The organism is Pseudorhizobium marinum (genome assembly GCF_000705355.1).
GTDB lineage: Bacteria > Pseudomonadota > Alphaproteobacteria > Rhizobiales > Rhizobiaceae > Neorhizobium > Neorhizobium pelagicum.
The window spans coordinates 274,039-295,480 of the sequence record NZ_JMQK01000004.1; the positions used below are offsets into that span (position 1 = coordinate 274,039).

24 protein-coding genes are annotated in these 21,442 nt (G+C 62.0%); 16 read left to right on the plus strand and 8 right to left on the minus strand.

Annotated features, from left to right (window positions below; all coding sequences use genetic code 11):
- Positions 1 to 86 precede the first annotated feature (86 nt).
- From EO99_RS0106950 to EO99_RS0106980, 7 genes are all read left to right on the plus strand, one after another.
- Positions 87 to 1,343, plus strand: coding sequence for an ABC transporter substrate-binding protein (locus tag EO99_RS0106950; protein WP_029617919.1), 1,257 nt, complete (start codon positions 87 to 89; stop codon positions 1,341 to 1,343).
- 101 nt (positions 1,344 to 1,444) lie between these two features.
- Positions 1,445 to 2,371 (plus strand): carbohydrate ABC transporter permease, encoded by a 927-nt coding sequence (locus tag EO99_RS0106955; RefSeq protein ID WP_029617920.1) that lies wholly within the window; start codon positions 1,445 to 1,447, stop codon positions 2,369 to 2,371.
- Positions 2,368 to 3,249 carry a carbohydrate ABC transporter permease gene (locus tag EO99_RS0106960; protein WP_029617921.1) on the plus strand — a complete coding sequence of 294 codons (882 nt, stop codon included), beginning with the start codon at positions 2,368 to 2,370 and terminating at the stop codon, positions 3,247 to 3,249. The genes EO99_RS0106955 and EO99_RS0106960 overlap by 4 nt, the downstream gene beginning before the upstream one ends.
- 5 nt (positions 3,250 to 3,254) lie before the next feature.
- Positions 3,255 to 4,358 carry an ABC transporter ATP-binding protein gene (locus EO99_RS0106965; protein WP_029617922.1) on the plus strand — a complete coding sequence of 368 codons (1,104 nt, stop codon included), beginning with the start codon at positions 3,255 to 3,257 and terminating at the stop codon, positions 4,356 to 4,358.
- 133 nt (positions 4,359 to 4,491) lie between these two features.
- Positions 4,492 to 4,725 carry a hypothetical protein gene (locus EO99_RS0106970; protein ID WP_051679735.1) on the plus strand — a complete coding sequence of 78 codons (234 nt, stop codon included), beginning with the start codon at positions 4,492 to 4,494 and terminating at the stop codon, positions 4,723 to 4,725.
- Positions 4,726 to 4,974: 249 nt separating this feature from the next.
- Positions 4,975 to 6,672, plus strand: a complete 1,698-nt coding sequence (locus EO99_RS0106975) for a sensor histidine kinase (protein WP_037111207.1) — start codon at positions 4,975 to 4,977, stop codon at positions 6,670 to 6,672.
- Between the two features lie 48 nt (positions 6,673 to 6,720).
- Positions 6,721 to 7,815, plus strand: coding sequence for a DNA topoisomerase IB (locus EO99_RS0106980; RefSeq protein WP_051679736.1), 1,095 nt, complete (start codon positions 6,721 to 6,723; stop codon positions 7,813 to 7,815).
- Here the strand turns inward: EO99_RS0106980 and EO99_RS0106985 are convergent, their stop codons facing one another.
- Both EO99_RS0106985 and EO99_RS0106990 read right to left on the minus strand, forming a co-directional pair.
- Positions 7,816 to 8,376 (minus strand): type 1 glutamine amidotransferase domain-containing protein, encoded by a 561-nt coding sequence (locus EO99_RS0106985; protein ID WP_029617926.1) that lies wholly within the window; start codon positions 8,374 to 8,376, stop codon positions 7,816 to 7,818.
- A gap of 41 nt (positions 8,377 to 8,417) precedes the next feature.
- On the minus strand, positions 8,418 to 8,612 hold the full coding sequence (locus tag EO99_RS0106990) for a hypothetical protein (protein WP_029617927.1): 195 nt from the start codon (positions 8,610 to 8,612) through the stop codon (positions 8,418 to 8,420).
- 292 nt (positions 8,613 to 8,904) lie between these two features.
- Here EO99_RS0106990 and coxB point away from each other — a divergent pair, with 292 nt between their 5' ends.
- The 5 genes from coxB to EO99_RS0107015 are packed head-to-tail and all read left to right on the plus strand — an operon-like array spanning position 8,905 to position 14,449.
- Positions 8,905 to 9,870 (plus strand): cytochrome c oxidase subunit II, encoded by a 966-nt coding sequence (gene coxB, locus EO99_RS0106995; RefSeq protein ID WP_235776778.1) that lies wholly within the window; start codon positions 8,905 to 8,907, stop codon positions 9,868 to 9,870.
- On the plus strand, positions 9,867 to 12,377 hold the full coding sequence (gene ctaD / locus EO99_RS0107000; protein ID WP_029617929.1) for a cytochrome c oxidase subunit I: 2,511 nt from the start codon (positions 9,867 to 9,869) through the stop codon (positions 12,375 to 12,377). Before coxB ends, ctaD begins: the two co-directional genes overlap by 4 nt.
- Positions 12,378 to 12,381: 4 nt before the next feature.
- Positions 12,382 to 12,765, plus strand: coding sequence for a hypothetical protein (locus EO99_RS0107005; protein WP_029617930.1), 384 nt, complete (start codon positions 12,382 to 12,384; stop codon positions 12,763 to 12,765).
- Positions 12,762 to 13,397, plus strand: coding sequence for a cytochrome c oxidase assembly protein (locus EO99_RS0107010; protein ID WP_029617931.1), 636 nt, complete (start codon positions 12,762 to 12,764; stop codon positions 13,395 to 13,397). The genes EO99_RS0107005 and EO99_RS0107010 overlap by 4 nt, the downstream gene beginning before the upstream one ends.
- Positions 13,394 to 14,449 carry a c-type cytochrome gene (locus EO99_RS0107015; protein ID WP_037111210.1) on the plus strand — a complete coding sequence of 352 codons (1,056 nt, stop codon included), beginning with the start codon at positions 13,394 to 13,396 and terminating at the stop codon, positions 14,447 to 14,449. Before EO99_RS0107010 ends, EO99_RS0107015 begins: the two co-directional genes overlap by 4 nt.
- A gap of 199 nt (positions 14,450 to 14,648) precedes the next feature.
- Here the strand turns inward: EO99_RS0107015 and EO99_RS0107020 are convergent, their stop codons facing one another.
- Entirely contained in the window at positions 14,649 to 14,915 is a 267-nt protein-coding gene (locus tag EO99_RS0107020) for a hypothetical protein (protein WP_029617933.1), read from the minus strand.
- 108 nt (positions 14,916 to 15,023) lie between these two features.
- On the opposite strand from EO99_RS0107020, the gene EO99_RS0107025 reads away from it, so the two are divergent.
- The 3 genes from EO99_RS0107025 (at position 15,024) to glgX (ending at position 17,656) form a co-directional block, all read left to right on the plus strand.
- Positions 15,024 to 15,284 carry a hypothetical protein gene (locus EO99_RS0107025; protein ID WP_235776779.1) on the plus strand — a complete coding sequence of 87 codons (261 nt, stop codon included), beginning with the start codon at positions 15,024 to 15,026 and terminating at the stop codon, positions 15,282 to 15,284.
- A 20-nt stretch (positions 15,285 to 15,304) separates the two neighbouring features.
- Positions 15,305 to 15,508 carry a hypothetical protein gene (locus EO99_RS0107030; RefSeq protein ID WP_162179296.1) on the plus strand — a complete coding sequence of 68 codons (204 nt, stop codon included), beginning with the start codon at positions 15,305 to 15,307 and terminating at the stop codon, positions 15,506 to 15,508.
- A 69-nt stretch (positions 15,509 to 15,577) separates the two neighbouring features.
- Positions 15,578 to 17,656: a glycogen debranching protein GlgX gene (gene glgX / locus EO99_RS0107035; RefSeq protein ID WP_029617936.1), complete on the plus strand. Its 2,079-nt coding sequence runs from the start codon at positions 15,578 to 15,580 to the stop codon at positions 17,654 to 17,656.
- Between the two features lie 95 nt (positions 17,657 to 17,751).
- Here glgX and glgA read toward each other — a convergent pair whose 3' ends face one another.
- Together glgA and EO99_RS25575 are read right to left on the minus strand one after the other, a co-directional pair.
- Positions 17,752 to 19,230, minus strand: coding sequence for a glycogen synthase GlgA (gene glgA, locus EO99_RS0107040; protein WP_051679737.1), 1,479 nt, complete (start codon positions 19,228 to 19,230; stop codon positions 17,752 to 17,754).
- A gap of 265 nt (positions 19,231 to 19,495) precedes the next feature.
- On the minus strand, positions 19,496 to 19,801 hold the full coding sequence (locus tag EO99_RS25575) for a DUF2934 domain-containing protein (protein ID WP_037111213.1): 306 nt from the start codon (positions 19,799 to 19,801) through the stop codon (positions 19,496 to 19,498).
- Between the two features lie 151 nt (positions 19,802 to 19,952).
- Here EO99_RS25575 and EO99_RS0107045 point away from each other — a divergent pair, with 151 nt between their 5' ends.
- Entirely contained in the window at positions 19,953 to 20,177 is a 225-nt protein-coding gene (locus EO99_RS0107045; protein ID WP_029617938.1) for a hypothetical protein, read from the plus strand.
- Between the two features lie 66 nt (positions 20,178 to 20,243).
- On the opposite strand, the gene EO99_RS0107050 is transcribed toward EO99_RS0107045, so the two are convergent.
- The 3 genes from EO99_RS0107050 to EO99_RS26240 form a co-directional block, all read right to left on the minus strand.
- Positions 20,244 to 20,741 (minus strand): YciE/YciF ferroxidase family protein, encoded by a 498-nt coding sequence (locus tag EO99_RS0107050; RefSeq protein ID WP_029617939.1) that lies wholly within the window; start codon positions 20,739 to 20,741, stop codon positions 20,244 to 20,246.
- 90 nt (positions 20,742 to 20,831) lie between these two features.
- Positions 20,832 to 21,017, minus strand: a complete 186-nt coding sequence (locus EO99_RS25580; protein WP_037111218.1) for a hypothetical protein — start codon at positions 21,015 to 21,017, stop codon at positions 20,832 to 20,834.
- 28 nt (positions 21,018 to 21,045) lie between these two features.
- Positions 21,046 to 21,438 (minus strand): BON domain-containing protein, encoded by a 393-nt coding sequence (locus tag EO99_RS26240; protein WP_051679738.1) that lies wholly within the window; start codon positions 21,436 to 21,438, stop codon positions 21,046 to 21,048.
- Positions 21,439 to 21,442 lie beyond the last annotated feature (4 nt).

The window sequence follows — 21,442 nt, forward strand, 5'->3', positions numbered from 1 at the left end:
CAATGGCGCGGGGTTGACAGCCCCCGGTTTTATATCGTTATAAATTATTTATCCGGAGAGGAGCCCGGATCTAGAGGGAGATTCTCATGAATATCAGAACATTTACGAAGCTGGCTGCCGGTGCTGCCGTGATTGCACTCACAGCGGGGACTGCAAAGGCTCAGGAGAGCGTTGAAGTCCTGCACTGGTGGACCGCAGGCGGCGAAGCCGCAGCGCTCAACGTCCTCAAGGACAACCTCCAGAAGGAAGGTATCTCCTGGCAGGATATGCCCGTTGCCGGCGGCTCCGGCGTGCAGGCCATGACGGCGCTTCGTGCCCGCGTGACCTCCGGCGATCCGCCGACAGCCGTCCAGATGCTCGGTTTCGACATCAAGGACTGGGCCGAAATGGGCGTTCTCGGCAACCTGAACGATCTGGCGGCCGAACAGGGCTGGGACAAGGTCATTCCGGCGGCCCTCCAGGAATTCTCCAAGTTCGATGGCGACTGGATCGCTGCGCCGGTCAACGTCCACTCGACGAACTGGCTGTGGCTCAACAAGGCCGCCCTCGACAAGGCCGGTGGCGCCGAGCCGAAGAACATGGACGAGCTGTTTGCGCTGCTCGACAAGTTCAAGGAGCAGGGCATCACGCCGCTCGCCCATGGCGGTCAGCCCTGGCAGGACGGCACCCTCTGGGAGTCGGTCGTCCTTTCGGTCGGCGGCATGGACTTCTACAAGAAGGCCGTCATCGAAGCGGATGCGGAAGCGCTTTCGAGCGATACCATGCGTCAGGTCTTCGACGACATGACCAAGCTTCGCGGCTATTTCGACCCGAACTTCTCCGGTCGCGACTGGAACCTGTCGACGGCGCTCGTGATCGAGGGCAATGCCGGCGCCCAGCAGATGGGCGACTGGTCCAAGGGTGAATGGCTGCGCGCCGACAAGAAGCCGGGCACCGACTTCGTCTGCATGCGCTTCCCGGGCACCCAGGGTTCGGTCCTGTTCAACTCCGACCAGTTCGTCATGTTCGACGTCGGTGACGACCAGCGCGACGCCCAGCTGAAGATGGCTTCGGCCGTTGAAGATCCGGCTTTCCAGATTGCCTTCAATACCGTGAAGGGCTCCGTCCCGGCGCGTACCGACGTTCCGGACACCGAGTTCGACGACTGCGGCAAGAAGGGCATGAAGGATCTGGCGGAAGCTGCTGCGAGCGGCAATCTCGCCGGCTCGATGGCCCACGGCCATGCCCAGCCTTCGGCTGTCAAGGAAGCGATCTTCGACGTCGTGACCCAGCACCTGAACGGTCAGATCAACACCGATCAGGCTCTCGAGCGCCTGCCGCAGGCGATTGCCTCCGCGCAGTAAACCGAGAGCTTCTCGACACCATGAATGGCCGGGGTCTACCCGGCCATTTTCTCACTCCAGACTTCGAACTTGGATCCGGGCTTTCTGGCCGGAGGTGGCGCATGACGACGATCGAACCCGTTCCCTATGTGACAGAGCAGCGGTCGCGACGGTCCTACAAGGATCGCCTGGGCACCCTGTTGCCGAAGATCGTGCTTGCGCCGTCCTTCGCCATCACGCTCGTCTTCGTCTACGGGTTCATCCTGTGGACGGTCTATCTCTCGTTTACGCGGTCGCGGATCCTGCCGATCTACGAGATCGTCGGCTTCGATGCCTATTACAATCTGTGGTCGCAGCCGAGCTGGTACATGGCGATCAAGAACCTGGCGATCTTCGGCGTTCTCTACATCAGCTTCTGCATCGTCATCGGACTTACCATCGCCATCCTGATGGACCAGCGGATCCGCGCCGAAGGCGTGCTGCGGCCGATCTTCCTGTATCCGATGGCGCTCTCCTTCGTCGTCACCGGCACGGCCTGGAAGTGGTTCCTCAACCCGGGTCTCGGGCTTGAAAAGACCATGCACAACCTGGGCTGGGAGAGCTTCAAGTTCGACTGGCTGATCAATACGGACATGGCGATCTACACCATCGTGATCGCCGGCGTCTGGCAGGCCTCGGGCTTCATCATGGCGATGTTCCTGGCGGGCCTGCGGGGTATCGACGGCGAGATCATCAAGGCGGCGCAGATCGACGGCGCCCCGACGTTTGCGATCTACCGCCGCATCATCATCCCGATGCTGCGTCCGGTCTTCCTGTCGGCCATCATCGTGCTCGCGCACATGGCGATCAAGTCCTACGACCTCGTCATCGCGCTCACCGGCGGCGGGCCTGGCAATGCGACCGAACTGCCGTCGACCTTCATGTATTCCTACACCTTCACCCGCAGCCAGATGGCCGTCGGGTCGGCAAGCGCCGTGATGATGCTGATGGGCATCACGGCCATCATCGTTCCCTATCTTTATTCCGAGCTTCGGGAGAAGCGTTCATGAGTGCTCCCAGCGACACCGTCAGCGCCGGTTCGGCACGAACCACGCGCCTTGTCATCTACACGCTGCTGCTTGTGCTGGCGGCCATCTACCTGCTGCCGCTCTACGTGATGCTGACGACCTCGTTCAAGTCGCTGGCGGAAATCCGGGGTGGCGACATGCTGGCCCTGCCGCGCGATCCGTCGCTGGATTCCTGGTTCAAGGCCTGGGGTGAAGCCTGCATCGGCGTCACCTGCGAAGGCATCAAGGGTTACTTCTGGAACTCCATCAAGATGGTGGTTCCCGCCGTCCTAATTTCCACGGTGCTCGGCGCGCTGAACGGCTACGTGCTGACGAAATGGCGCTTCCCGGGCCACAAGCTCGTCTTCGGCCTGATGCTGTTTGCCTGCTTCATTCCGTTCCAGGCCGTCCTCATCCCGATGGCCCGGGTGCTCGGCATCTTCGGCATGGCCAACACGACATCCGGCCTCGTCTTCGTGCATGTGGTCTATGGCCTGGGCTTCACGACGCTGTTCTTCCGCAACTACTACGAGGCGTTTCCGGACGAGCTCATCAAGGCGGCGATGATGGATGGCGCCGGCTTCTTCAAGATCTTCTGGCGGATCCTGCTGCCCAGCTCGGGGCCGATCATCGTCGTCACCGTCATCTATCAGTTCACCAACATCTGGAACGACTTCCTGTTTGGTGTGTCCTTCTCGTCGGGCGCGGAATCGCCGATGACGGTCGCCCTCAACAACCTCGTTTCGTCCTCCACCGGCGTCAAGGAATACAACGTCGACATGGCTGCGGCCGTGTTCGCGGCATTGCCGACGCTGTTCGTCTACATCGTCGCCGGACGCTATTTCGTGCGCGGCCTGATGGCCGGCGCAGTCAAGGGATAACTTCAATGAGCTTTCTCGAGATCAAGAACCTCAGCAAGAAGATCGGCAACAACGAGGTTCTGAAGAACATCAACATCGAGCTGGAGAAGGGCGGCTTTCTCGTTCTGGTCGGCCCTTCCGGCTGCGGCAAGTCGACCCTGCTCAATGCCGTCGCCGGCCTGATGCCGCTGACCTCCGGCGAAATCATCGTCGACGGCCAGGTGATCAACGACCTGCATCCCTCCAAGCGCGATATCGCCATGGTGTTCCAGAGCTACGCGCTCTATCCGAACATGACCGTGGAAGAGAACATTGGCTTTGCGCTGGAAATGCGTGGCGTCGAAAAGGCGGAGCGGGCCGAGGCCATCCGCAATGTCGCCAAGGTGCTCCAGATCGAGCATCTGCTCGACCGCCGTCCAAGCCAGCTGTCCGGCGGACAGCGGCAGCGCGTCGCTATGGGACGGGCGCTGGTGCGCCAGCCGCGGGTCTTTCTCTTCGACGAGCCGCTCTCCAACCTCGACGCGAAGCTGCGTGTGGAGATGCGGGCCGAGATCAAGTCGCTGCACCACAACACCGATGCGACGATCATCTATGTCACGCACGACCAGATCGAGGCGATGACGCTCGCCACCAAGATCGTGGTGCTGAAAGAGGGCGCCATCCAGCAGGTCGGAACGCCGGCCGAGATCTACAACCGCCCCGCCAATCTCTTCGTCGCCGACTTCATGGGTTCGCCGGCGATGAACATGCTGAAGGGGAAGATCGTTTCCACCAGCGGCGTCCGGCAGATTTCCATCTTCGACGGCTCGGCCGTCGTTGCCATTCCCTCGTCGGTCACCACCGATCTTGTCGAGGGCAGGGAGGTCATCCTCGGACTTCGCCCCGAGGGGATCACGGACTCCGGCCTCGTCGATCCCACCGCGGACGCGATTGCACGGATCGATGCGGATGTCGTCCTCGTGGAGCCGACCGGTTCGGACACCTTCGTCACGGCCAGGCTGCAGGGCACGACGTTTACCGCGCGTGTCCGCGCGGATGTGACGATCGCTCCCAAGGAGCGGTTCACCTTCGTCTTCAATTTGGACAAGGCCGTCGTCTTCGATCCCACCTCCGGCGAGCGTCTGCTCTGATCACGCGAGATTCGAAACGCTTCCGCCCGGCGCAACGAATGTGCCGCGACACGCGTTGAGGGGGGTGACGGTGCGCGCAAGCCAAACCAATTTCGGTTGTTGCCGCGCGACTGGTTGAACCCGGGAGCGACAGATGACGACGCAGGACAAGAAAAGCAAAGCCGAGACGATTGAGCAGGATGCCAAGGGGCAGTTTGCCAACGTCAAGGCGGGCGGCAAGAGTTCGGGTGTCGCAAGCGCCAAGCCGACCGTCATCACCGGCTCGGAGGATGGTACGGCACACAAGGCACCTCCAGGCCAGAAGACGCCGAGCAACGAATGGGATTCCAATTTCGACGTCGGCGAGCATTCGACGGATCAGAAATAGCGTTGTCAAACGCTCGCTGCGAACGGTCAAACACAGGCAGTTGAATCGATTGGGGAACGTCGTGTCCCAAATCGAGCGGCTGAACGCACGCCTCCCAGAATTTTCATTGTAACCCATCAAACTATTGGCCGCTTTGGGAAAAGCGGCTAAAACGAGCTCGTGCTATATTAGCAAAGGGTGGGTTTATGAAGCTTTCTGCCACTGCGGTTGCGTCCAGCGCCGTCGGAGCGATGGGCTGTGCGTGAGGGTATGAGGCTTTCACGCCTGTTCCCGACGGCTTCGATTGGCGTGTACCTGGTGGCGCTCTCGACCGTTGTCGCAATTCCCCTGGTGGCTTTCGTCATCTTCCTAATGATGGAACTGGAGCAGAGAGAAAGCGAGCTTCTCGCTGTCAATACGGCCGACGATGCGCAGATGGTGGCGCGGTCGGTCGACCGCACGCTCCAGGATATGACGACAACGCTGCGAATCCTGTCGACATCGCCGGAGCTGGAAGAGGGCAATCTGCGGGCCTTTCATGAACGCACGCAGAGAAGCCTCCTGTCGAACGCGCTCTACGTTCTCGCCGTCGATGCAGAGGGAATGCAACTGCTGAACACGCGGGTACCCTTCGGCACCCCACTTCGCCGGATGTCGGACACGGCCGCCCTAGAGGCGGCTCTCGAGACGCGCGTAACGCATGTTTCGGACGTGTTTTTCGGCGCGACCAGCGGCCAGTTCGTGTTCAATGTGACGATGCCTCTGTCTGAAGAGATGACGCGCAGTTCCGGGGCTGCTGCTCTCGTGGTGACGCAGAATGCGTCCGAACTGCAGAAGCTGATTTCGCCGGATGCGCTTCCACCGCAATGGTCGGTCGCGATCACCGACGGAGCGGGCAAAATCATCACCTCCATCGGGGCAAGCAAGACTTCGCCGATCAGCGCCTTCCATGAAGATACGGTGCGGCTGATGACCGGCATCAATGGGACCATCGAGGATGTCGGGGAGGGGCCACGGCAGATCTACGGCTATGCGCAGGTCCTGGGCTCCAACTGGAAGGCGGTGGTCTGGGGGCCGATCGACACCGCGCAGTCGGCCATCATCCGGACCTCGCGCCAGCTGATCGTCGGCAGCCTGATCTTTCTCGGGATCGGAATGCTGTGCGGCTACCTGATAGCCCGCCAGCTGAGAATCCCGATCCGGCAGATTGCCGCGATGGCCGATAGCATCGGCAAGGGGCAGATCGTGCCGCCCGTCGAGACCCATATCCGCGAGGCCAGCCAAATCTCGATTGCGCTCTCCAATGCCTCGTTCGACCGGAGCCAGGCGGAGGACAGGATGCATCTGATCCTCCAGGAGCTGGTGCATCGCACAAAGAACATCCTGACACTCGTGCAGGCGATGATGCGGCAGCTGGCGCGTCAGGAAGGGACGATGGAGGACTTTCAGCGGGCGATTTCCGCCCGGCTTCAGGGGCTGGGCAAGTCGATCGAAGCCCTTGCAAGCGAGCAGTGGGTAGGCGTCCCGCTGAAGCGTCTGATCACGATCCAGATGGAGCCGTTCGCCGAAGCCGCCGACCGGGTCGAGCTCGAAGGAGACGACTTTCCGCTCAGGGCGGAGGCTGTCCAGAACCTCGGTCTCGTGCTGCATGAGCTGGCCACCAATTCGCTCAAGTACGGCGCGCTCTCCGTGCCACAGGGGAAAGTGCAGGTTCGCTGGCAGCAGGACGATCCGACAGATCCCGCCTCTCTCCTGAGACTGACCTGGGAAGAGTTCGGCGGACCTCCGGCGATAGAACCTTCCCGTACCGGTTTCGGCACGACGATCATCAAGCGGCATGCCGCAGCGGCATTCGGAGGGCAGGTTGACATCCAATACCGCGCGTCGGGTTTTCTCTGGACGCTGATCGCGCCGCGGGAAGCCTTTGAAAGGGGACCGGGAGAGGCCGTGCAAGAGTTGATGGGATGATGACGCCGCGCCTCGGAACGAAGCGAAGTGATCGTCGTTCTTAGGCCCATGGATGTCTCAGCTTTCTCTGCTCTCGACCATCAATCCCTGAAGGCTATAGGTCTTACCTATGTCTGCAATACTGAACCCGGCATCAAACGACTCCGGGCTGGTCGCGGGTTCTGCTACCGGCTGCCCAATGGCGAACTGCTGACCGATCCGGAGGAGAAGCGCCGGATTGCAGCGCTTGGCCTGCCGCCGGCCTACAGGGATGTCTGGATTTGCATCGATCCGCGGGGGCATCTCCAGGCGACCGGTTTTGATGCCCGCGGGCGCAAGCAGTATCGCTACCACCCGGACTGGCAGAGCCATCGCAGCGAACTGAAGTTCGACCAGCTCGTCCGCTTCGGCGAGGTGCTGCCGCGGATCCGTCGACGGGTCGAAAAAGATCTGGCGCTCGGCCTCGACAATCCGGAGGCCGTGCTTGCCGCGATCGTGGCGCTCATGGATGCCGCGCACCTGCGGGTGGGCAACCGGGCCTACGCGAAGGAAAACAAGACCTACGGCGCCACGACGCTGCTGAAGCGCCACATGAAGCTTTCCGGTGAAGCCGTCGTTCTACGCTTTACGGCGAAGGGTGGCAAGAAGGTCAGCCACACGCTCAAGCATCCGCGCCTTCAGCGGATCTTCGAGGAGATTGCGGACCTGCCGGGCCGCCAGCTTTTCTCCTGGCCCGACGAGCACGGCACGCCGCACCCCGTCGATTCCGGACGTCTGAATGCCTATCTGGCCGAAATCGCGGGCTTTCCAGTGTCGGCCAAGACCTTTCGAACCTGGGGCGGCAGCCTCGCCGGATTTTCGGCGGTCTTGCGGGCGGTGAAGGACGGACAGAAGCCGAAGATCAAGCTGATCTGCCATGCCGCCTCGGAGGCGCTGCACAACACGCCAGCGGTCTGCCGCTCAAGCTATGTCCATCCGGCGATCCTGTCGCTGGCAGAAGATGCTTCGGGGCTGGAGAAAATCTTCGCGGAGCAGTCAGACGGTGGGCCGTCCAGACGTCTTCGGGCAGATGAGAAACGGTTGCTGACCTTTCTCAAGTCTTCCGCGGAAGCGGTGGTGGCCGCACCACCGTCAAGCGGTGCGGCCACCACCAAGAAGATGTGATCAGGCGGCGCGGCGGTCGTGCCGGCCTTCCTTCACTTCCTCAATGATCTTGGCCACGAATGCCGGGAGATCCTTCGGCGAGCGCGATGTGATGATGCCGTTGTCGACCACCACTTCCTCGTCGACCCAGTTGGCGCCGGCATTGCGCACGTCCGTCTTGATCGACGGGTAGGAGGTTGCCTTGCGGCCGCGCAGCGCATCCGCCTCGACCAGGAGCCAGGGGGCATGGCAGATCGCCGCCACCGGCTTGCCGCTCTTTACGAAGTCGCGGACGACCCGCATGGCATCTTCGTCCGTGCGCAGGACGTCAGGGTTGATCTGGCCGCCAGGCAGGACGATGGCATCGAAATCCTCGACGTTGACGTCGGACGCGAGCAGATCGACGTCGACGCTGTCGCCCCAGTCGGTTTCGTCCCAGCTCTTGATCTGGCCGCTTTTGGGTGACGCGATTTTCACGTTCGCGCCCTGCTTGCGCAGGTCGTCGAGAGGCACGCGCAGTTCCGAACGTTCGTAGCCATCGGTGGCGAGGATGAGAATGGATGAAGACTTAATGTCAGCCATTGTTGAACTCCTAATATCTAATTGTATGCTTATTACGGACGCTAGAGGCGTCCGCTCGTCAGATCCCGCCCATTGATCGATGCAGGCACGCTGATCTCGTCCTGAGGCTTTCGGGGAAGGGGAAGTTCCACCGCTTCAGGAACCAGCACCTGCACGTCCTGCGGATGATCGGGTTTCCCAAGATCCCCACGAGACAGACCGAACCTGGCGAAAAACCGCCGAAGAATGCTCTGCATCGTCTCTTCCTTTCGCTTGAAAGGGCCGCCGCCCGTCTTGAAAGAACCCCTTCAGGCACCATTCGTTCCACCTGCCTGCTGTCCCCGCTCGAAGTTTTTATCCAGGGTGATGGAACAAAAATGCCGTCGCGGTGTTTTCACCGGTCGCGGCCCAGCCGCGGAGGGGAAGCAGCCTGCAGGCAAGAGGGGTCGATTGAAGGGCACATCACTGCCGCCGTTCCGGCTGGCCCACCAAGGAAAGACTTGTTCTGACTCTCCGCGTTCGCATGCGAGACCGCGGGCGGTTGCTCTCGTGTTCCTTTTGAGCGTGGCTCTCTCTTCCTGTTCCGGAATTCAATCCGCGCTTGATCCGGCCGGTCCTGAAGCCGAAGATGTCGCGACGCTCTTTTACGTCATGCTTGTCGGCGGCGCGGCGATCTGGGTCGGCGTGGTCGGCACGCTGTTCTACGCGACGCGCGTCAGAAGAGAGCCGCATTCGGAGCGAACGGCAGGCTGGGTGATCCTTCTCTGTGGGGCGGTCGGTCCGGTCTTCATCCTCGGAGCTCTGCTCACCTATGCGGTCTGGCTGTTGCCCAACATGCGGCCCTGGACGGCCCCCGGAGAAGAGGGCGGGCTTCGGCAGATCGAGGTGACCGGAGAACAGTTCTGGTGGCGGGTGAGATACCTGGACGCGTCCGGCGGCGTTCTTCTCGAGACGGCGAACGAGATCATCATGCCTGTGGGAGAGCGGGTGCTCTTCTCCCTCCACGCGCCGGACGTCATTCACTCCTTCTGGATCCCCTCGCTCGGCGGCAAGATGGACGTGATACCCGGACGCATCAACCGCATTGCGCTGGAGGCCTCGAAAGCCGGTGTCTATCGTGGTGTCTGCGCCGAATTCTGCGGCGCTTCGCACGCATTGATGGCCTTTACGGTGGAAGTGCTGGAGGCTGAGGTCTTCGACGCCTGGCTGCAGCAGCGGCTGGCGGCCGATGGGTCGTCCGGGGCGGACGGGCTCGGCCTCTTCCTTCGCCATGGGTGCGGCGCCTGCCATACGATCGCGGGAACGCAAGCGGACGGAAAGATCGGTCCCAATCTGACGGCATTGGGCGCGCGGGGTTCGATCGCAGCCGGTACGCTTCCAAATACGCAGGACAATATCGCACGCTTCATCCGCTCCCCGGAAGAGATCAAGCCGGGGGTGCACATGCCGTCCTTCGCGATGCTGCCGGAAGGCGAGGTCGAGACGATTGCTGCTTATCTGAAGGGGCTGGAATGACGAACGCACTCGGCGATTTCTCTCCGGAAGAACGTGTTGCGCAGGAGGAGCGCCTGCGCAAGGTGTGGAAGACGCCTGGCGGATGGCGCTACTGGACGTCCGTGAACAACAGCGAGATCGGCATGTGGTACGGCGTCACGGCCTTCACCTTCATGCTTTTCGCCGGCGTTCTGGCGCTGCTCGTGCGGCTGCAGCTTTCCGTGCCCAACAACGATTTCCTGAGCGCTGACTTCTTCAACCAGGCCTTCACCCTTCATGGCACGGTGATGATGTTCCTGTTTGCCGTGCCGATCTTCGAGGCGATCGCCATCTACCTGCTGCCGTCGATGCTCGGCGCACGGGAACTGCCGTTTCCGCGGCTTTCGGCCTTCGGCTTCTGGAGCTTCCTGATCGGCGGGGTCTTCGTCTGCGGCTCGATCTTCTTCAACTCGGCGCCGAACGCCGGCTGGTTCATGTATCCGCCGCTCGCGACCAAGGAGGAATATTCCGGCATCGGCGCCGACATCTGGCTGCTCGGCCTGTCCTTCATCGAGGTGGCGTCCATCGCCGCTGCGGTGGAGATCATCGTCGGTATCATGAAATGCCGGGCGCCGGGCATGCGCATCAACCTGATGCCGATGTTTGCCTGGTACCTGCTGATCGTTGCGGGCATGATCCTCTTCGCCTTCCCGCCGCTGATCGCCGGCGATCTGCTCTTCGAAATGGAGCGGATGTTCGACTGGCCGTTCTTCGATGCGTCAAGGGGCGGGGATCCGCTCCTCTGGCAGCATCTTTTCTGGATCTTCGGGCATCCCGAAGTCTACATCATCTTCCTGCCGGCCATCGCGCTGATGGCTATGATCGTTCCGACATTCGCGCAGCGGCCGATCGTCGGCTATTCCTGGATCGTGCTGGCGGCCGTGGGAACGGGCTTTCTCAGTTTCGGGCTCTGGGTCCACCACATGTTCGCGACCGGCCTGCCGCAGATCTCGCTCGCCTTCTTCTCGGCAGCCTCGGAGGCGGTGGTGATCCCGACCGGCGTGCAGATCTTCGTCTTCATCGCCACCATGCTGGCGGGTCGTGTGATCTTCTCGGTGCCCATGCTGTTTGGCGCCGGCGGGCTCGTCATCTTCGTGATCGGCGGGCTGACCGGCGTGATGGTGGCACTGGTGCCGTTCGACTGGCAGGCACACGACACCTATTTCATCGTCGCCCATCTGCATTACGTGCTGATCGGCGGCATGCTGTTTCCGGTCGCTGCGGGCATCTATTATTACTATCCGTTCGTGACCGGGCGGCGCTTGAGCGACGCCTGGGGCAAGGTCGCCTTCTGGCTGATGTTCACGGGCTTCAACATCGCCTTCTTCCCGATGCATTTTTCCGGGTTGCGCGGCATGCCGCGGCGGGTGTTCACCTATCCGGGCGACATCGGCTGGGACTGGTTCAACCTGATCTCGACGATCGGTGCCTTTATCTTCGCGACAGGCGTGCTGACCGTCGTCGCCGACATCTTCCGGCCCAAGACCAAGCTCGGTGACCTCAACCCCTGGAGGGCCGGCACGCTCGAGTGGACGAATGATCCCGAGGAAAACTGGGGGATGCGATCCGTCCCGATCATCACCAGCCGCTATCCGATCTGGGACCAGCCCAATCTGCAGAACGACATCGAGGCAGCACGTTTTTATCTGCCGGATGCCAAGTCGGGGCGCCGCGAGACGCTGGTGACCTCCGTTCTGGATGCCAAGCCGATCCAGTGTCTGCGGGTTGGAGGCACCTCGTATGTCACGATCATTGCAGCCGTTGCCCTCGGTGGGGTCTTCATCGCCCTGACGTTCCACTGGTGGGCGGTGACCATCGTCTGCGGCATTCTCACCCTCATGGCCATCCTCTACTGGCTCTGGACGGGGACGGCGGAGATTCCCGAGGCGCCAGATATGGATGTCGGGATGGGTGAGCGCCTGCCGATCTACGTGTCCGGTCCTGCCTCCGTCGGCTGGTGGGCGATGTTCATCACCATGGTCGGCGACGGCACCGCCTTTGCCAGCCTCATCTTCGGCTATTTCTTCTACTGGACCATCCACAGCGATTTCACCAATGGCCTCGAAGGGCCGGGGATGTTCTGGCCTCTGGTCGCCATCGGCCTCTTCCTGGTGTCCTGGGCTCTGATGCTGGCCGCGCGCTCCCTGAACCGGGCCGACAGGATCGGCGGGGCGCGGGCTGCGATTGTTGCCGCTTTCGTGGTGACGGTGGCCGCCTCCGTCGCGGGTCTCCTCGGTCCCTATGTCCACGGGATGCAGCCCACGGCTCACGTCTATCCGGCCACCGTCTGGATCATCGCCATCTGGACGGTCGTGCATGCGGGGGTCGGCTGCATCATGCAACTCTATTGCCTGGCCCGCAGCTTTGCCGGCATCATGACGGCGCGCTACGATCAGGACATCACCAATGTCATGCTCTATTGGCACTTCCTGACGATCACGGCGCTTGTCGCCTTTGGCGTCATCGGCCTGTTTCCGGTGGTGAGGTGAAGCCATGAAGCGTCTGTTGCCTGCGGAAGTCGAGACGCTGTGGACCTTGTTTACGGCCCCCGTGGTGTGGGCGGGGCACTTCGTCATCTGCTATGTCGCCGTCGCCATCTATTGCGAGAAGGCTCTCGTCTGGGACGTCGACTTCGACCACGTGCGGCTGGCGCTCGGCCTGTTCACGCTGCTGGCGCTGGCGATGATCGTGCTGTCGGCCTACCTTGCCTGGCGGCAGTGGGGCTTTGGATCGGGTGAGCCACCCCACTCCGGACCAACCGACCGCGACCGCCGCCGGTTCCAGGGTTTCGCCACACTGCTTCTCTCCGGCTTGAGCTTCGTCGCTGTGTTTTACACGGCGATCCCGCTGATCTTCATCGCGGGGTGCCACCTATGAAGAAGGCTGCCTTGGTCGCCGGACTGCTGCTGCTGGCGGTTCTCTGGCTGGGGATACTGGCGTTCGGGGAGCGGGATTCCTTCTCGATCCACATGATTGTCCATATGGGCGTGGTCGCCGGCGCGGCGCCGCTGATTGCGCTTGGCCTTTCCGGTTCGCGGTACGACCTGACGATCCGCTGGCCCTGGTTCACGCCGGTGCTGGCGTCCATGGTCGAGCTGGTCGCGGTCTGGGGCTGGCATCTCCCGGCGGCGCGCGCACTGGCGGAAGCATCCTGGCTGGTAACCGCGCTCGAGCAGGCGAGCTTTCTCGCCGCCGGCGTGCTGCTCTGGCTGTCGTGTCTCGGCGGAGCGCTCGACGGGCGGGAGGGGCGGCGGCTTGCCGGTACCTTTGGATTGCTGTTTACCTCCATGCACATGACCCTGCTCGGTGCGCTGCTGGCGCTCTCGCCCCGGCCGCTCTATGGCAGTGCCGATGTCTCCTGCTTCGGCGTGCCGCTGAGCGCCGCTGTTGACCAGCAGGCGGGCGGCGTGGTGATGTTGCTGGTCGGTGCCATCGTCTATCTTCTCGGCGGGGTTACCCTGCTCGCAACGACGCTGGAGCCATCCACCCCGTCTGGAGGTCGACCTTGATCATCCGCTGGAAATACCTGTTGGCGGCTCTCGTCGCGGCTCCCTTCCTGGCTCTTCTCATCGGCTGGTCCGGTATCATCGGTATCGGCGCCAGTTCCGGGCACTGGGCGGTGACCGACTGGTTCCTGCACTGGGTGATGCGCAATTCCGTCCGCACGGCTGCGCTCTCGGTCGAGGCTCCGCCGCTCGACGACCCCGCCCTGCTGCCGCCGGCGGCCGGGCACTACGAGATCGGTTGCGCCATGTGCCACGGATCTCCGGCACGCCCGCGCTCCGATGTTTCGCTGTCGATGCTGCCGTCGCCGCCCGACCTTCAGACGGTGGTGCCGTCCTGGACGGACGAGCAGCTGTTCCAGATCGTCCAGCACGGCGTGCGCTTTACCGGCATGCCGTCCTGGCCGACCCAGCAGCGGCCTGACGAGGTCTGGGCGATGGTCGCCTTCCTGCGCGAACTGCCAGAGATGGATGACGCCCGCTACTACCAGCTCTCGGGCCTTCATGAGCCTCCGATGGAAGGGGAAGTGGGAGGTCTGCCGCTCACCTGCGAGAGCTGTCACAGCCAGCAGAAGCTGACCTCCGGAAGCCTCATTCCCAACCTTGCCGGCCAGTCGGAAGCCTATCTGCTGGAAAGCCTGAAGGCCTACGTCAATTCCGAACGCGCAAGCGGAATCATGCAGGCGGCCATCGGCACGCTTGAGGAGGATTCCTTTGCGGAACTTGCCAGCTACTACGCGGGCCAGCAGCGCGCCGAGCGCCCGGCACCGTCAGTCGACCCGGCGCTGGTCGAACGGGGGAGGGTGCTGGCTGAACGGGGAAGACCGGAGGACAAGATCCCCGCGTGCCTGTCCTGCCACGAGAAGCCCGGTGCAAATCCGGTCTATCCGAAACTGTCGGGGCAGAGCGGTCCCTATCTCGAGCAACAGCTTCGCCTGTTTTCCGAAGGCGTGCGAGGCGGGACGTCGTACAGCCACCTGATGACCGAGGCGGCGAAAAATCTGCAAGAGGATGATATTGCGGCTGCGGCCGCATACTTCGCGCAGCGGCCCGATTGAGCCGCTGCCTTGTCGGCTTCAGATCGGCACGACCATCATGTAGCAAGCGGCGACAACCATCACCAGACCCGCTGCTTCGACCCATTCCCTGACCATGACTGCCTCCGTTGTTGGCCTGCTCCATGAACGGCCTCCGGGGGGATCATGTTCCACAGAATGGACATAAAGATGACACGTGCGCCTTAAATGTGAAGAAAGTTTAACCTTTGTCTGCGGCAGCCCTGGCCCGGGCCGCTTCCAGCACGGTCCGAAGCTCTCGCGCCGCGGCATTGGCAATGGCAAATCCGTCGCCCGGAATTACCCCCGGATCTTCCTCGTGATCCTTGTAGGTGGCGTCGTCGCGCAGTCGTGACAGGAACCGGTCCGTTGTGACCGCGCCGCCGATCATGGCGGCCAGCATGTCGATCATCAGCTCCCGGTGCGCGCTGAGGCGCCCTTCGAGCTCCTCTGTGGTCAGTGCGGTCATGGCTCTCTTCTCCCTCTGTACCCGTTTGGCAATAAATAGGCGCGTATCGGGAAAGGGAACAATGGCGGGGCGCCTAAGTTTACCGACCTGAAGAATGGAGTGATGTCCGTGAGTGACCCTGCGAAGTCCAGCGAACGACCGAGCGAGCGCGACGTCCGCGACAGGCTGATTCTCGCGCTTTACGCGCAGCTGAAGGCCGAGCGGCAGACGCGGGAAGCACTGGAATATGTGATCCGCAACGGCGCGCTTTCGCCGGAGGTGCTGGCGGCGGTGGCAGGCGACCCGGTACCCGTCACTTCTTCGGAGGATGTTGCGGCGGTGGAAAAGGTGGTTGCGCTGGACGCCAGGCGCCGGGCTTCCGCCGCATAGGATTAATGGAGACGATGAACATGATGCGCGTACTGCTTACGATTTCGATGGTCGCATTTCTGGCTGCCTGCAGCGAGGAGGGGAGCAGCACCAATGATCCGATCGACAACACGCCCATCGATACACAGGGCACAGCTCCCACGGATCGCGACCCGACACCGCAGACCGGAACCGGCGGCCAATCGCCCGTCGACGATTCCCCGACCGGCACCGAAAAACGATAAATCGCCTGCACCCGAAGGAACGAATGTTGCGCCGCCCCATTGTTAGTGGGTTCCGCACAGGGGTGACGCATGGATACCAAAAATAACAACTTCACGATCTCATCGGGTAGCTGGGAACAGCTCGGCGCGACCTATGATGGCGAGGGGACGAACTTCGCCCTGTTCTCGGCGCACGCCGAACGGGTGGAACTCTGCCTCTTCGACAGCAGCGGCAAGATCGAAATCGGTCGTCTCGAGCTTCCCGAGTACACCCACGAGGTCTGGCACGGCTATGTGCCCGGACTGAAGCCCGGCATGCTCTATGGCTACCGTGTCCATGGCCCGTTTGATCCGGAATCCGGCCACCGGTTCAACCCGAACAAGCTGCTGATCGATCCTTACGCAAAGGAACTGGTCGGCGAGGTCGAGTGGAACGAAGCCCATTTCGGATACGACCTCCAGCACGAAGACAAGGACCTGACGTTCGACGAACGTGACAGCGGACCGTTCACGCCGAAGGGCCGCGTCATAGATACCAATGGTCATGAGCAGAATACGGTTATCCGCCCCAACGTTCCTTGGCCGAAGACCATTGTCTATGAAACCCATGTGAAGGGGTTCACGCAGCTGAACCCGGCCATTCCCCTGGACCTCAGGGGAACGTTCGACGGCATGGGGCACAAGGCCAGCATCGACTACATCAAGAGCCTCGGCATCACCTCCGTCGAACTCATGCCGGTCCACTACTTCCCGGACGACCAGCACCTGCTCGAAAAGGGGCTGCATAATTTCTGGGGCTACAACACCCTCGGCTTCTTCGCGCCTGCGTCCCGCTACTACGGTCCGCGCGGCTACGACGGTTTCCGGGAGATGGTCCGGAACTACCATGATGCCGGCCTCGAGGTCATTCTGGATGTGGTCTATAACCACACGGCGGAAGGCAACGAGCTTGGTCCGACGCTCTCCTTCAAGGGCATCGACAACTTCTCCTATTACCGGACGCTGACCGACCAGCATCGCTACTACATCAATGACACGGGCACCGGGAATACCGTCAACACGTCGCATCCGCGCGTCCTGCAGATGGTTCTGGACTCGCTGCGCTACTGGGTCCAGCACATGGAGGTCGACGGTTTCCGCTTCGACCTCGGCACCATCCTCGGTCGGGAGCCGGAAGGCTTCGACGAGCGCGGCGGCTTCTTCGATGCGATCGCACAGGACCCGATCCTGTCGCGGGTCAAGCTGATCGGCGAGCCCTGGGACATCGGTCCGGGCGGTTACCAGGTCGGCGGTTTTCCGCCGGGCTGGGCCGAATGGAACGACAAGTATCGCGACACCATCCGCGACTACTGGAAGGGCGACAACGTCGCCAACGATTTTGCCGCGCGTCTGCTGGGCTCCGGCGACATCTATGACCTGCGCGGCCGGCGCCCGTGGGCGAGCGTCAACTTCGTTGCGGCCCATGACGGCTTCACGCTCAACGATCTCGTTTCCTACAACGAGAAGCACAACGACGCGAACGGCGAAGACAACAACGACGGCCACAACGACAACCGCAGCTACAACTACGGTGCAGAGGGCCCGACAGACGACGCGGAGATCAATGCCGTCCGCGAACGCCAGAAGCGCAATTTCCTGTCGACGCTCTTCCTGTCGCATGGCACGCCCATGCTGCTGGCCGGTGACGAGTTCGGCCGTAGCCAGATGGGCAACAACAACGGCTACTGTCAGGACAGCGAAATCTCCTGGGTTCAGTGGGAAGGCCTGCCGCCAAGCAACGAGGACCTTCGCGAGTTCACGCGGGCAATCATTGCGCTCAGGCAGTCTCAGCCGATCTTCCACCGTGACAGCTGGCGGGACGGCATGGAGGTGCACTGGTTCAACGCCGGCGGTGGCGAGCAGCTTCCGGAGCACTGGCAGGAAGGCGGCACCATCGGCCTGAACCTGACGCGTCCTGATCTCGATGAGCAGGAAGGCGTGTGGCACAACGTGCTCGTGCTGTTCAACCCGTTCGAGGGCTCAGTACCGTTCCATATCCCAAAGATCGGGGAAGGCAAATGGATACTGGAGCTGACGACAGCCGATCCCCTGCAGAGGGGTGACGAGGTCGAGCAGGATACGGACTTCGATCTGGAGGGGCGCACGCTCGTCATCCTGCGGCGAACCTGACACTCACTTGCTGCAAATCGAAAAAAAACCGGCCATGTGGCCGGTTTTTTTTGTGCGATGAACCAGGAAAAGGCGCCGCTACATGCCGTACTTGTTCAGAACGCCATCCGGCGTCCGCCATCGGCCGGCGCGTTTGCCGACTTCTTGGTGAGGCTGGCGTAGACCGCCGCATACTGCTGTGCGCTCCGCTCCCAGGAGAACTTCGCCTTCATTCCCTGGTTTTGCAATCTCGCCCATTGCTTCGGGTTTTCGTAGGCCTGAATCGCCCGCCGGAGCGCCATCCGCAGTCCGTCCGTGGTGACCGGGTGGAACTGGAACCCCGTCGCCACCCGTGCCGACATTGCCGCGTCGTTGGCGTCGATGATGGTTTCCGAGAGGCCGCCGGTGCGCGATACCACCGGGACGCAGCCGTAGCGGAGGGCATAGAGCTGAGTGAGGCCGCAGGGCTCAAAACGGGAAGGCTGGACGATCGCATCCGATCCCCCATGGATCAGGTGCGCCGTCGGCTCGTCGTAGCCGATGTGAACCGCCATCCGACCGGGGTGGCGACTTGCCACTTCCAGCAGTTGCCGCTCGATCGCGGGATCGCCGCGGCCGAAGACGATGACCTTGCCACCGCTCCAGATCACCTCGTCGGCAGTCTCCGCCAGCATGTCCATGCCCTTCTGCCAGGTGAGACGGCTCACCGCAGAAAAGATCGGGCCGTCGTCGTTGCCGTCGATGCCGAACCTTTCGGTCAGCACGGCGCGGTTCTCGCGCTTGCGACGGAGACTGGAGGAATTGTAGGTCGAGGGAAGATGAGGATCCGTGGCCGGATCCCAGATGTCGAGATCGATGCCGTTGACGATGCCGCGCAGCACGGAGACGCGCTCGTTGAGCACGCCGTCCATTCCCATCGCAAATCGGGGGGTGAGGATCTCGCGAGCATAGGTCGGGCTGACGGTGGTGATGGCGTCCGCCATCTGCAGCCCGCCCTTGAGGAAACTGATGTCGCCGAAATACTCCAGGCAATCGGTGGAATAGAGGTCGGTGCGCAGACCGAGCGCCGGCAGCAGGCCAGCCGAAAACTGTCCCTGAAAGGCGATGTTGTGGATCGTCAGGACGCTGGGGACGGAGAGGCCCATCTCGCGCATGTAGACCGAGGTCAGTGCTGACTGCCAATCATGCGTCTGGACCAGATCAGGCTGCCAGCCCGGCAAGGCGCCGGCCGCAATTTCCGCACCGGCGAGACTGAGCGCTGCAAACCGTTTCCAGTTGTCCGGATGGTCGTTACCCGCATCATCGACATAGGGGCCGCCGGGCCGATCGTAGAGTGTCGGCGCATCCAGGACCAGGAGATTGAGGCCATTCATCTGCACGTGCAAAAGGGTGGCGCGTTCTCCCAGCAGATCGTCGAAAACGAGAAGCGGCAAAGGGTTTGCCAGCTGTTTCATCACGGTGGGATAGCCAGGCAGAAGCGTGGTCGTCTCTACTCCCAGAGGCTCCAGGGCCTTCGGCAGGGACCCGGTGACGTCTGCGAGGCCGCCTGTCTTCACGAGCGGAAAAACTTCAGACGTTACGGAAAGCACCTTCATCGACAAAGCGCTCTGCCTCCTTCTCATGGTACGGACTGTGGTCTGTATGGCCCGGTCTTGGCGGGGAGAAACCCAGGGGACGGTGGCGTTCATCATGGCACCTTGCGTCATGTGGTCAATTCTTGGTTCAACCATCGACGTGGCGCCAACGTTCCAGCGCGAAGGCAGAATCGGCTCGTCGCTCACGTTTCAACATCCAGACAATGGGAAAATGCGTGAAGCCGCGGCAGATTGGCCACGGCTTTACGTTCAGGGGAAGTCGAAATCAGCTTCCGGCGGTCGGTTTGCCCGTGCGCTTGGCTGCGGACTTCTTTTCGCCGGAGCCTTTCGAGGAGGGCTTCTTGGCGGCCGCACCAGATGCAGGAGCCGCGTCGGCCGATGCCGACGGTTTCGTCTTGCCTGCTAGCTTGCCTGATTTTTCAGAAGGGGAAGTTGCTGTTTTCGAAGCGGCTGCGCCGTGTTCCTGCCTCGCCTGCTCCCAATGCTCGGCATCCCTGCCGGATGGGCGACCCTCTTGTTCCCAAAGGGCATACGCGCGCTGCCTGATCCATTCGTCTTCGTGTTCCGCCATACTCGTCTCCATTCGCCCGTTGGAAAACGGATAGAGGAAGGCGAAGTTCCAGCGGCTGACCAAATAATTCCGGGACACTCCAGACATTCGTCCGCCAGCCGGAACTTTCGCACAAAAGCCGCGTTCAGGGACCGAAGGGAGGACTAAAACCATGGACAAATATTGCGACATCGTACCCCATCCGGCGGGGTGGACGTATATCCTCAACGGGATCGAATCCGATTGCTCGTTTCATACCTATGAACTGGCCGTCGAGGCTGCGAAGATTCAGGTGATGCACGATGCCCGCAAGCGGGTGTTCCGTCTTCAGGGCCTGAACGGCGAGATGCTGCCGTTCGCGACCGCCATCACCAAAGAGGCTTCCCGGCTGGGATGACAAGAAGCCCGGCTCGAGCCGGGCTTCAAGGTGACAGGGCGGTGCAATGCACCGCCCTTATTGCATTCAGGCGGCCTTCTGGGCAGCCGAATTGACAGCGGTCTTCGCCAGGCCGGTCAGCTTCTCGTCGGTGGCGCTTTCTTCCGCAAGCGTCTCCTTCAGGAGCTTGGCGGCATCCTTCATCCCCAGCTGTTCGGCCCAGGCGCAAAGCGTGCCGTAGCGGCTGATCTCGTAGTGCTCCACAGCCTGGGCTGCAGCCAGGAGACCGGCGTCGAGAGCGGACGTGCCCTTGAACTCTTCCATGATCTCTTCGCCTTCGGAGATGATGCCTTCGATGGCGTCGCAGGTCTTGCCCTGGGCGCGCTTGCCGATGATTTCGAAGACCTGCTTGAGGCGATCGATCTGGCCCTCGGTTTCGTCCTTATGGGCCTTGAATGCTTCCTTCAGCTTCTCGTCCTGGGCGGCACGGGCCATTTTCGGCAGTGCCTTGAGGATCTGCCGCTCGGCGTAGTAGATGTCCTTGAGGGTCTCGTAGAACAGATCGTTGAGGGTCTTGTCAGCCATCATTACTCTCCTGATGTCACACTTTGGCGTGGGGTGTTTCCGGCGGGTCTAACGGGGCGGATGACAAAAAGTTCCGCCACCCGCGCCGCCTCAACGCTGATGAAATGTCGGCTCCCGACCACCTTCCGGCTTGTCGTAAAGCTGTTCCATCGCTTCCTTCTGTTCGACGACTTCCGTGGTGTTCAGACGCCGCCGGCGCATGAGCGCGTAGGCGATGATGCAGCCCAGCAGGACCGGACCCAAGGCCACCACGATGAACCATATTTTATCGGCCATTGGTTTTCCTTTCGTTGGGTTGGCAGCGTCAGCGCGCAGCCGAAACCGTCAGATTGTTGTTGCATCCGTTGACGCCATGAACGGTCCGGGCGCATTCTTCCGCCCGCTGCCGGTCGGCGTCGCTGGCAACCGTTCCAGCGAGCGTGACCTGGCCACGCTCCACCGAAACGACGATGCCGCTCGGATCAAGCATGGCATCCTGGGTCAACGCCTCGTTGACGGCCGTCTCAACCTGCCCGTCGGGTCGGTCGTCATAGTTGGCGGGAGCGGTTCCGCGGTGTTTCTGCTGGTCGGGTTCTTCCGCAAAGATGTTCGTCTCGCCCTGCATGTATCCGCTGGGGCGATTTTCGGCGGGCCCTTCCCAGCGTGGCCACTGAGAGGTTTCACCCGGGCGGCCCGTTTTCGGCTCTTCGTGTTTCATGGTG

What these genes read in the sequence shown, in the direction of transcription:
- EO99_RS0106950 (WP_029617919.1), top strand. Translation starts at nt 87, where the DNA reads ATGAATATCAGAACATTTACGAAGCTGGCTGCCGGTGCTGCCGTGATT.
- EO99_RS0106955 (WP_029617920.1), top strand. Translation starts at nt 1,445, where the DNA reads ATGACGACGATCGAACCCGTTCCCTATGTGACAGAGCAGCGGTCGCGA.
- EO99_RS0106960 (WP_029617921.1), top strand. Translation starts at nt 2,368, where the DNA reads ATGAGTGCTCCCAGCGACACCGTCAGCGCCGGTTCGGCACGAACCACG.
- EO99_RS0106965 (WP_029617922.1), top strand. Translation starts at nt 3,255, where the DNA reads ATGAGCTTTCTCGAGATCAAGAACCTCAGCAAGAAGATCGGCAACAAC.
- EO99_RS0106970 (WP_051679735.1), top strand. Translation starts at nt 4,492, where the DNA reads ATGACGACGCAGGACAAGAAAAGCAAAGCCGAGACGATTGAGCAGGAT.
- EO99_RS0106975 (WP_037111207.1), top strand. Translation starts at nt 4,975, where the DNA reads ATGAGGCTTTCACGCCTGTTCCCGACGGCTTCGATTGGCGTGTACCTG.
- EO99_RS0106980 (WP_051679736.1), top strand. Translation starts at nt 6,721, where the DNA reads ATGGATGTCTCAGCTTTCTCTGCTCTCGACCATCAATCCCTGAAGGCT.
- EO99_RS0106985 (WP_029617926.1), bottom strand. Translation starts at nt 8,376, where the DNA reads ATGGCTGACATTAAGTCTTCATCCATTCTCATCCTCGCCACCGATGGC.
- EO99_RS0106990 (WP_029617927.1), bottom strand. Translation starts at nt 8,612, where the DNA reads ATGCAGAGCATTCTTCGGCGGTTTTTCGCCAGGTTCGGTCTGTCTCGT.
- ctaD (WP_029617929.1), top strand. Translation starts at nt 9,867, where the DNA reads ATGACGAACGCACTCGGCGATTTCTCTCCGGAAGAACGTGTTGCGCAG.
- EO99_RS0107005 (WP_029617930.1), top strand. Translation starts at nt 12,382, where the DNA reads ATGAAGCGTCTGTTGCCTGCGGAAGTCGAGACGCTGTGGACCTTGTTT.
- EO99_RS0107010 (WP_029617931.1), top strand. Translation starts at nt 12,762, where the DNA reads ATGAAGAAGGCTGCCTTGGTCGCCGGACTGCTGCTGCTGGCGGTTCTC.
- EO99_RS0107020 (WP_029617933.1), bottom strand. Translation starts at nt 14,915, where the DNA reads ATGACCGCACTGACCACAGAGGAGCTCGAAGGGCGCCTCAGCGCGCAC.
- EO99_RS0107030 (WP_162179296.1), top strand. Translation starts at nt 15,305, where the DNA reads ATGATGCGCGTACTGCTTACGATTTCGATGGTCGCATTTCTGGCTGCC.
- glgX (WP_029617936.1), top strand. Translation starts at nt 15,578, where the DNA reads ATGGATACCAAAAATAACAACTTCACGATCTCATCGGGTAGCTGGGAA.
- glgA (WP_051679737.1), bottom strand. Translation starts at nt 19,230, where the DNA reads ATGAAGGTGCTTTCCGTAACGTCTGAAGTTTTTCCGCTCGTGAAGACA.
- EO99_RS25575 (WP_037111213.1), bottom strand. Translation starts at nt 19,801, where the DNA reads ATGGCGGAACACGAAGACGAATGGATCAGGCAGCGCGCGTATGCCCTT.
- EO99_RS0107045 (WP_029617938.1), top strand. Translation starts at nt 19,953, where the DNA reads ATGGACAAATATTGCGACATCGTACCCCATCCGGCGGGGTGGACGTAT.
- EO99_RS0107050 (WP_029617939.1), bottom strand. Translation starts at nt 20,741, where the DNA reads ATGGCTGACAAGACCCTCAACGATCTGTTCTACGAGACCCTCAAGGAC.
- EO99_RS25580 (WP_037111218.1), bottom strand. Translation starts at nt 21,017, where the DNA reads ATGGCCGATAAAATATGGTTCATCGTGGTGGCCTTGGGTCCGGTCCTG.
- EO99_RS26240 (WP_051679738.1), bottom strand. Translation starts at nt 21,438, where the DNA reads ATGAAACACGAAGAGCCGAAAACGGGCCGCCCGGGTGAAACCTCTCAG.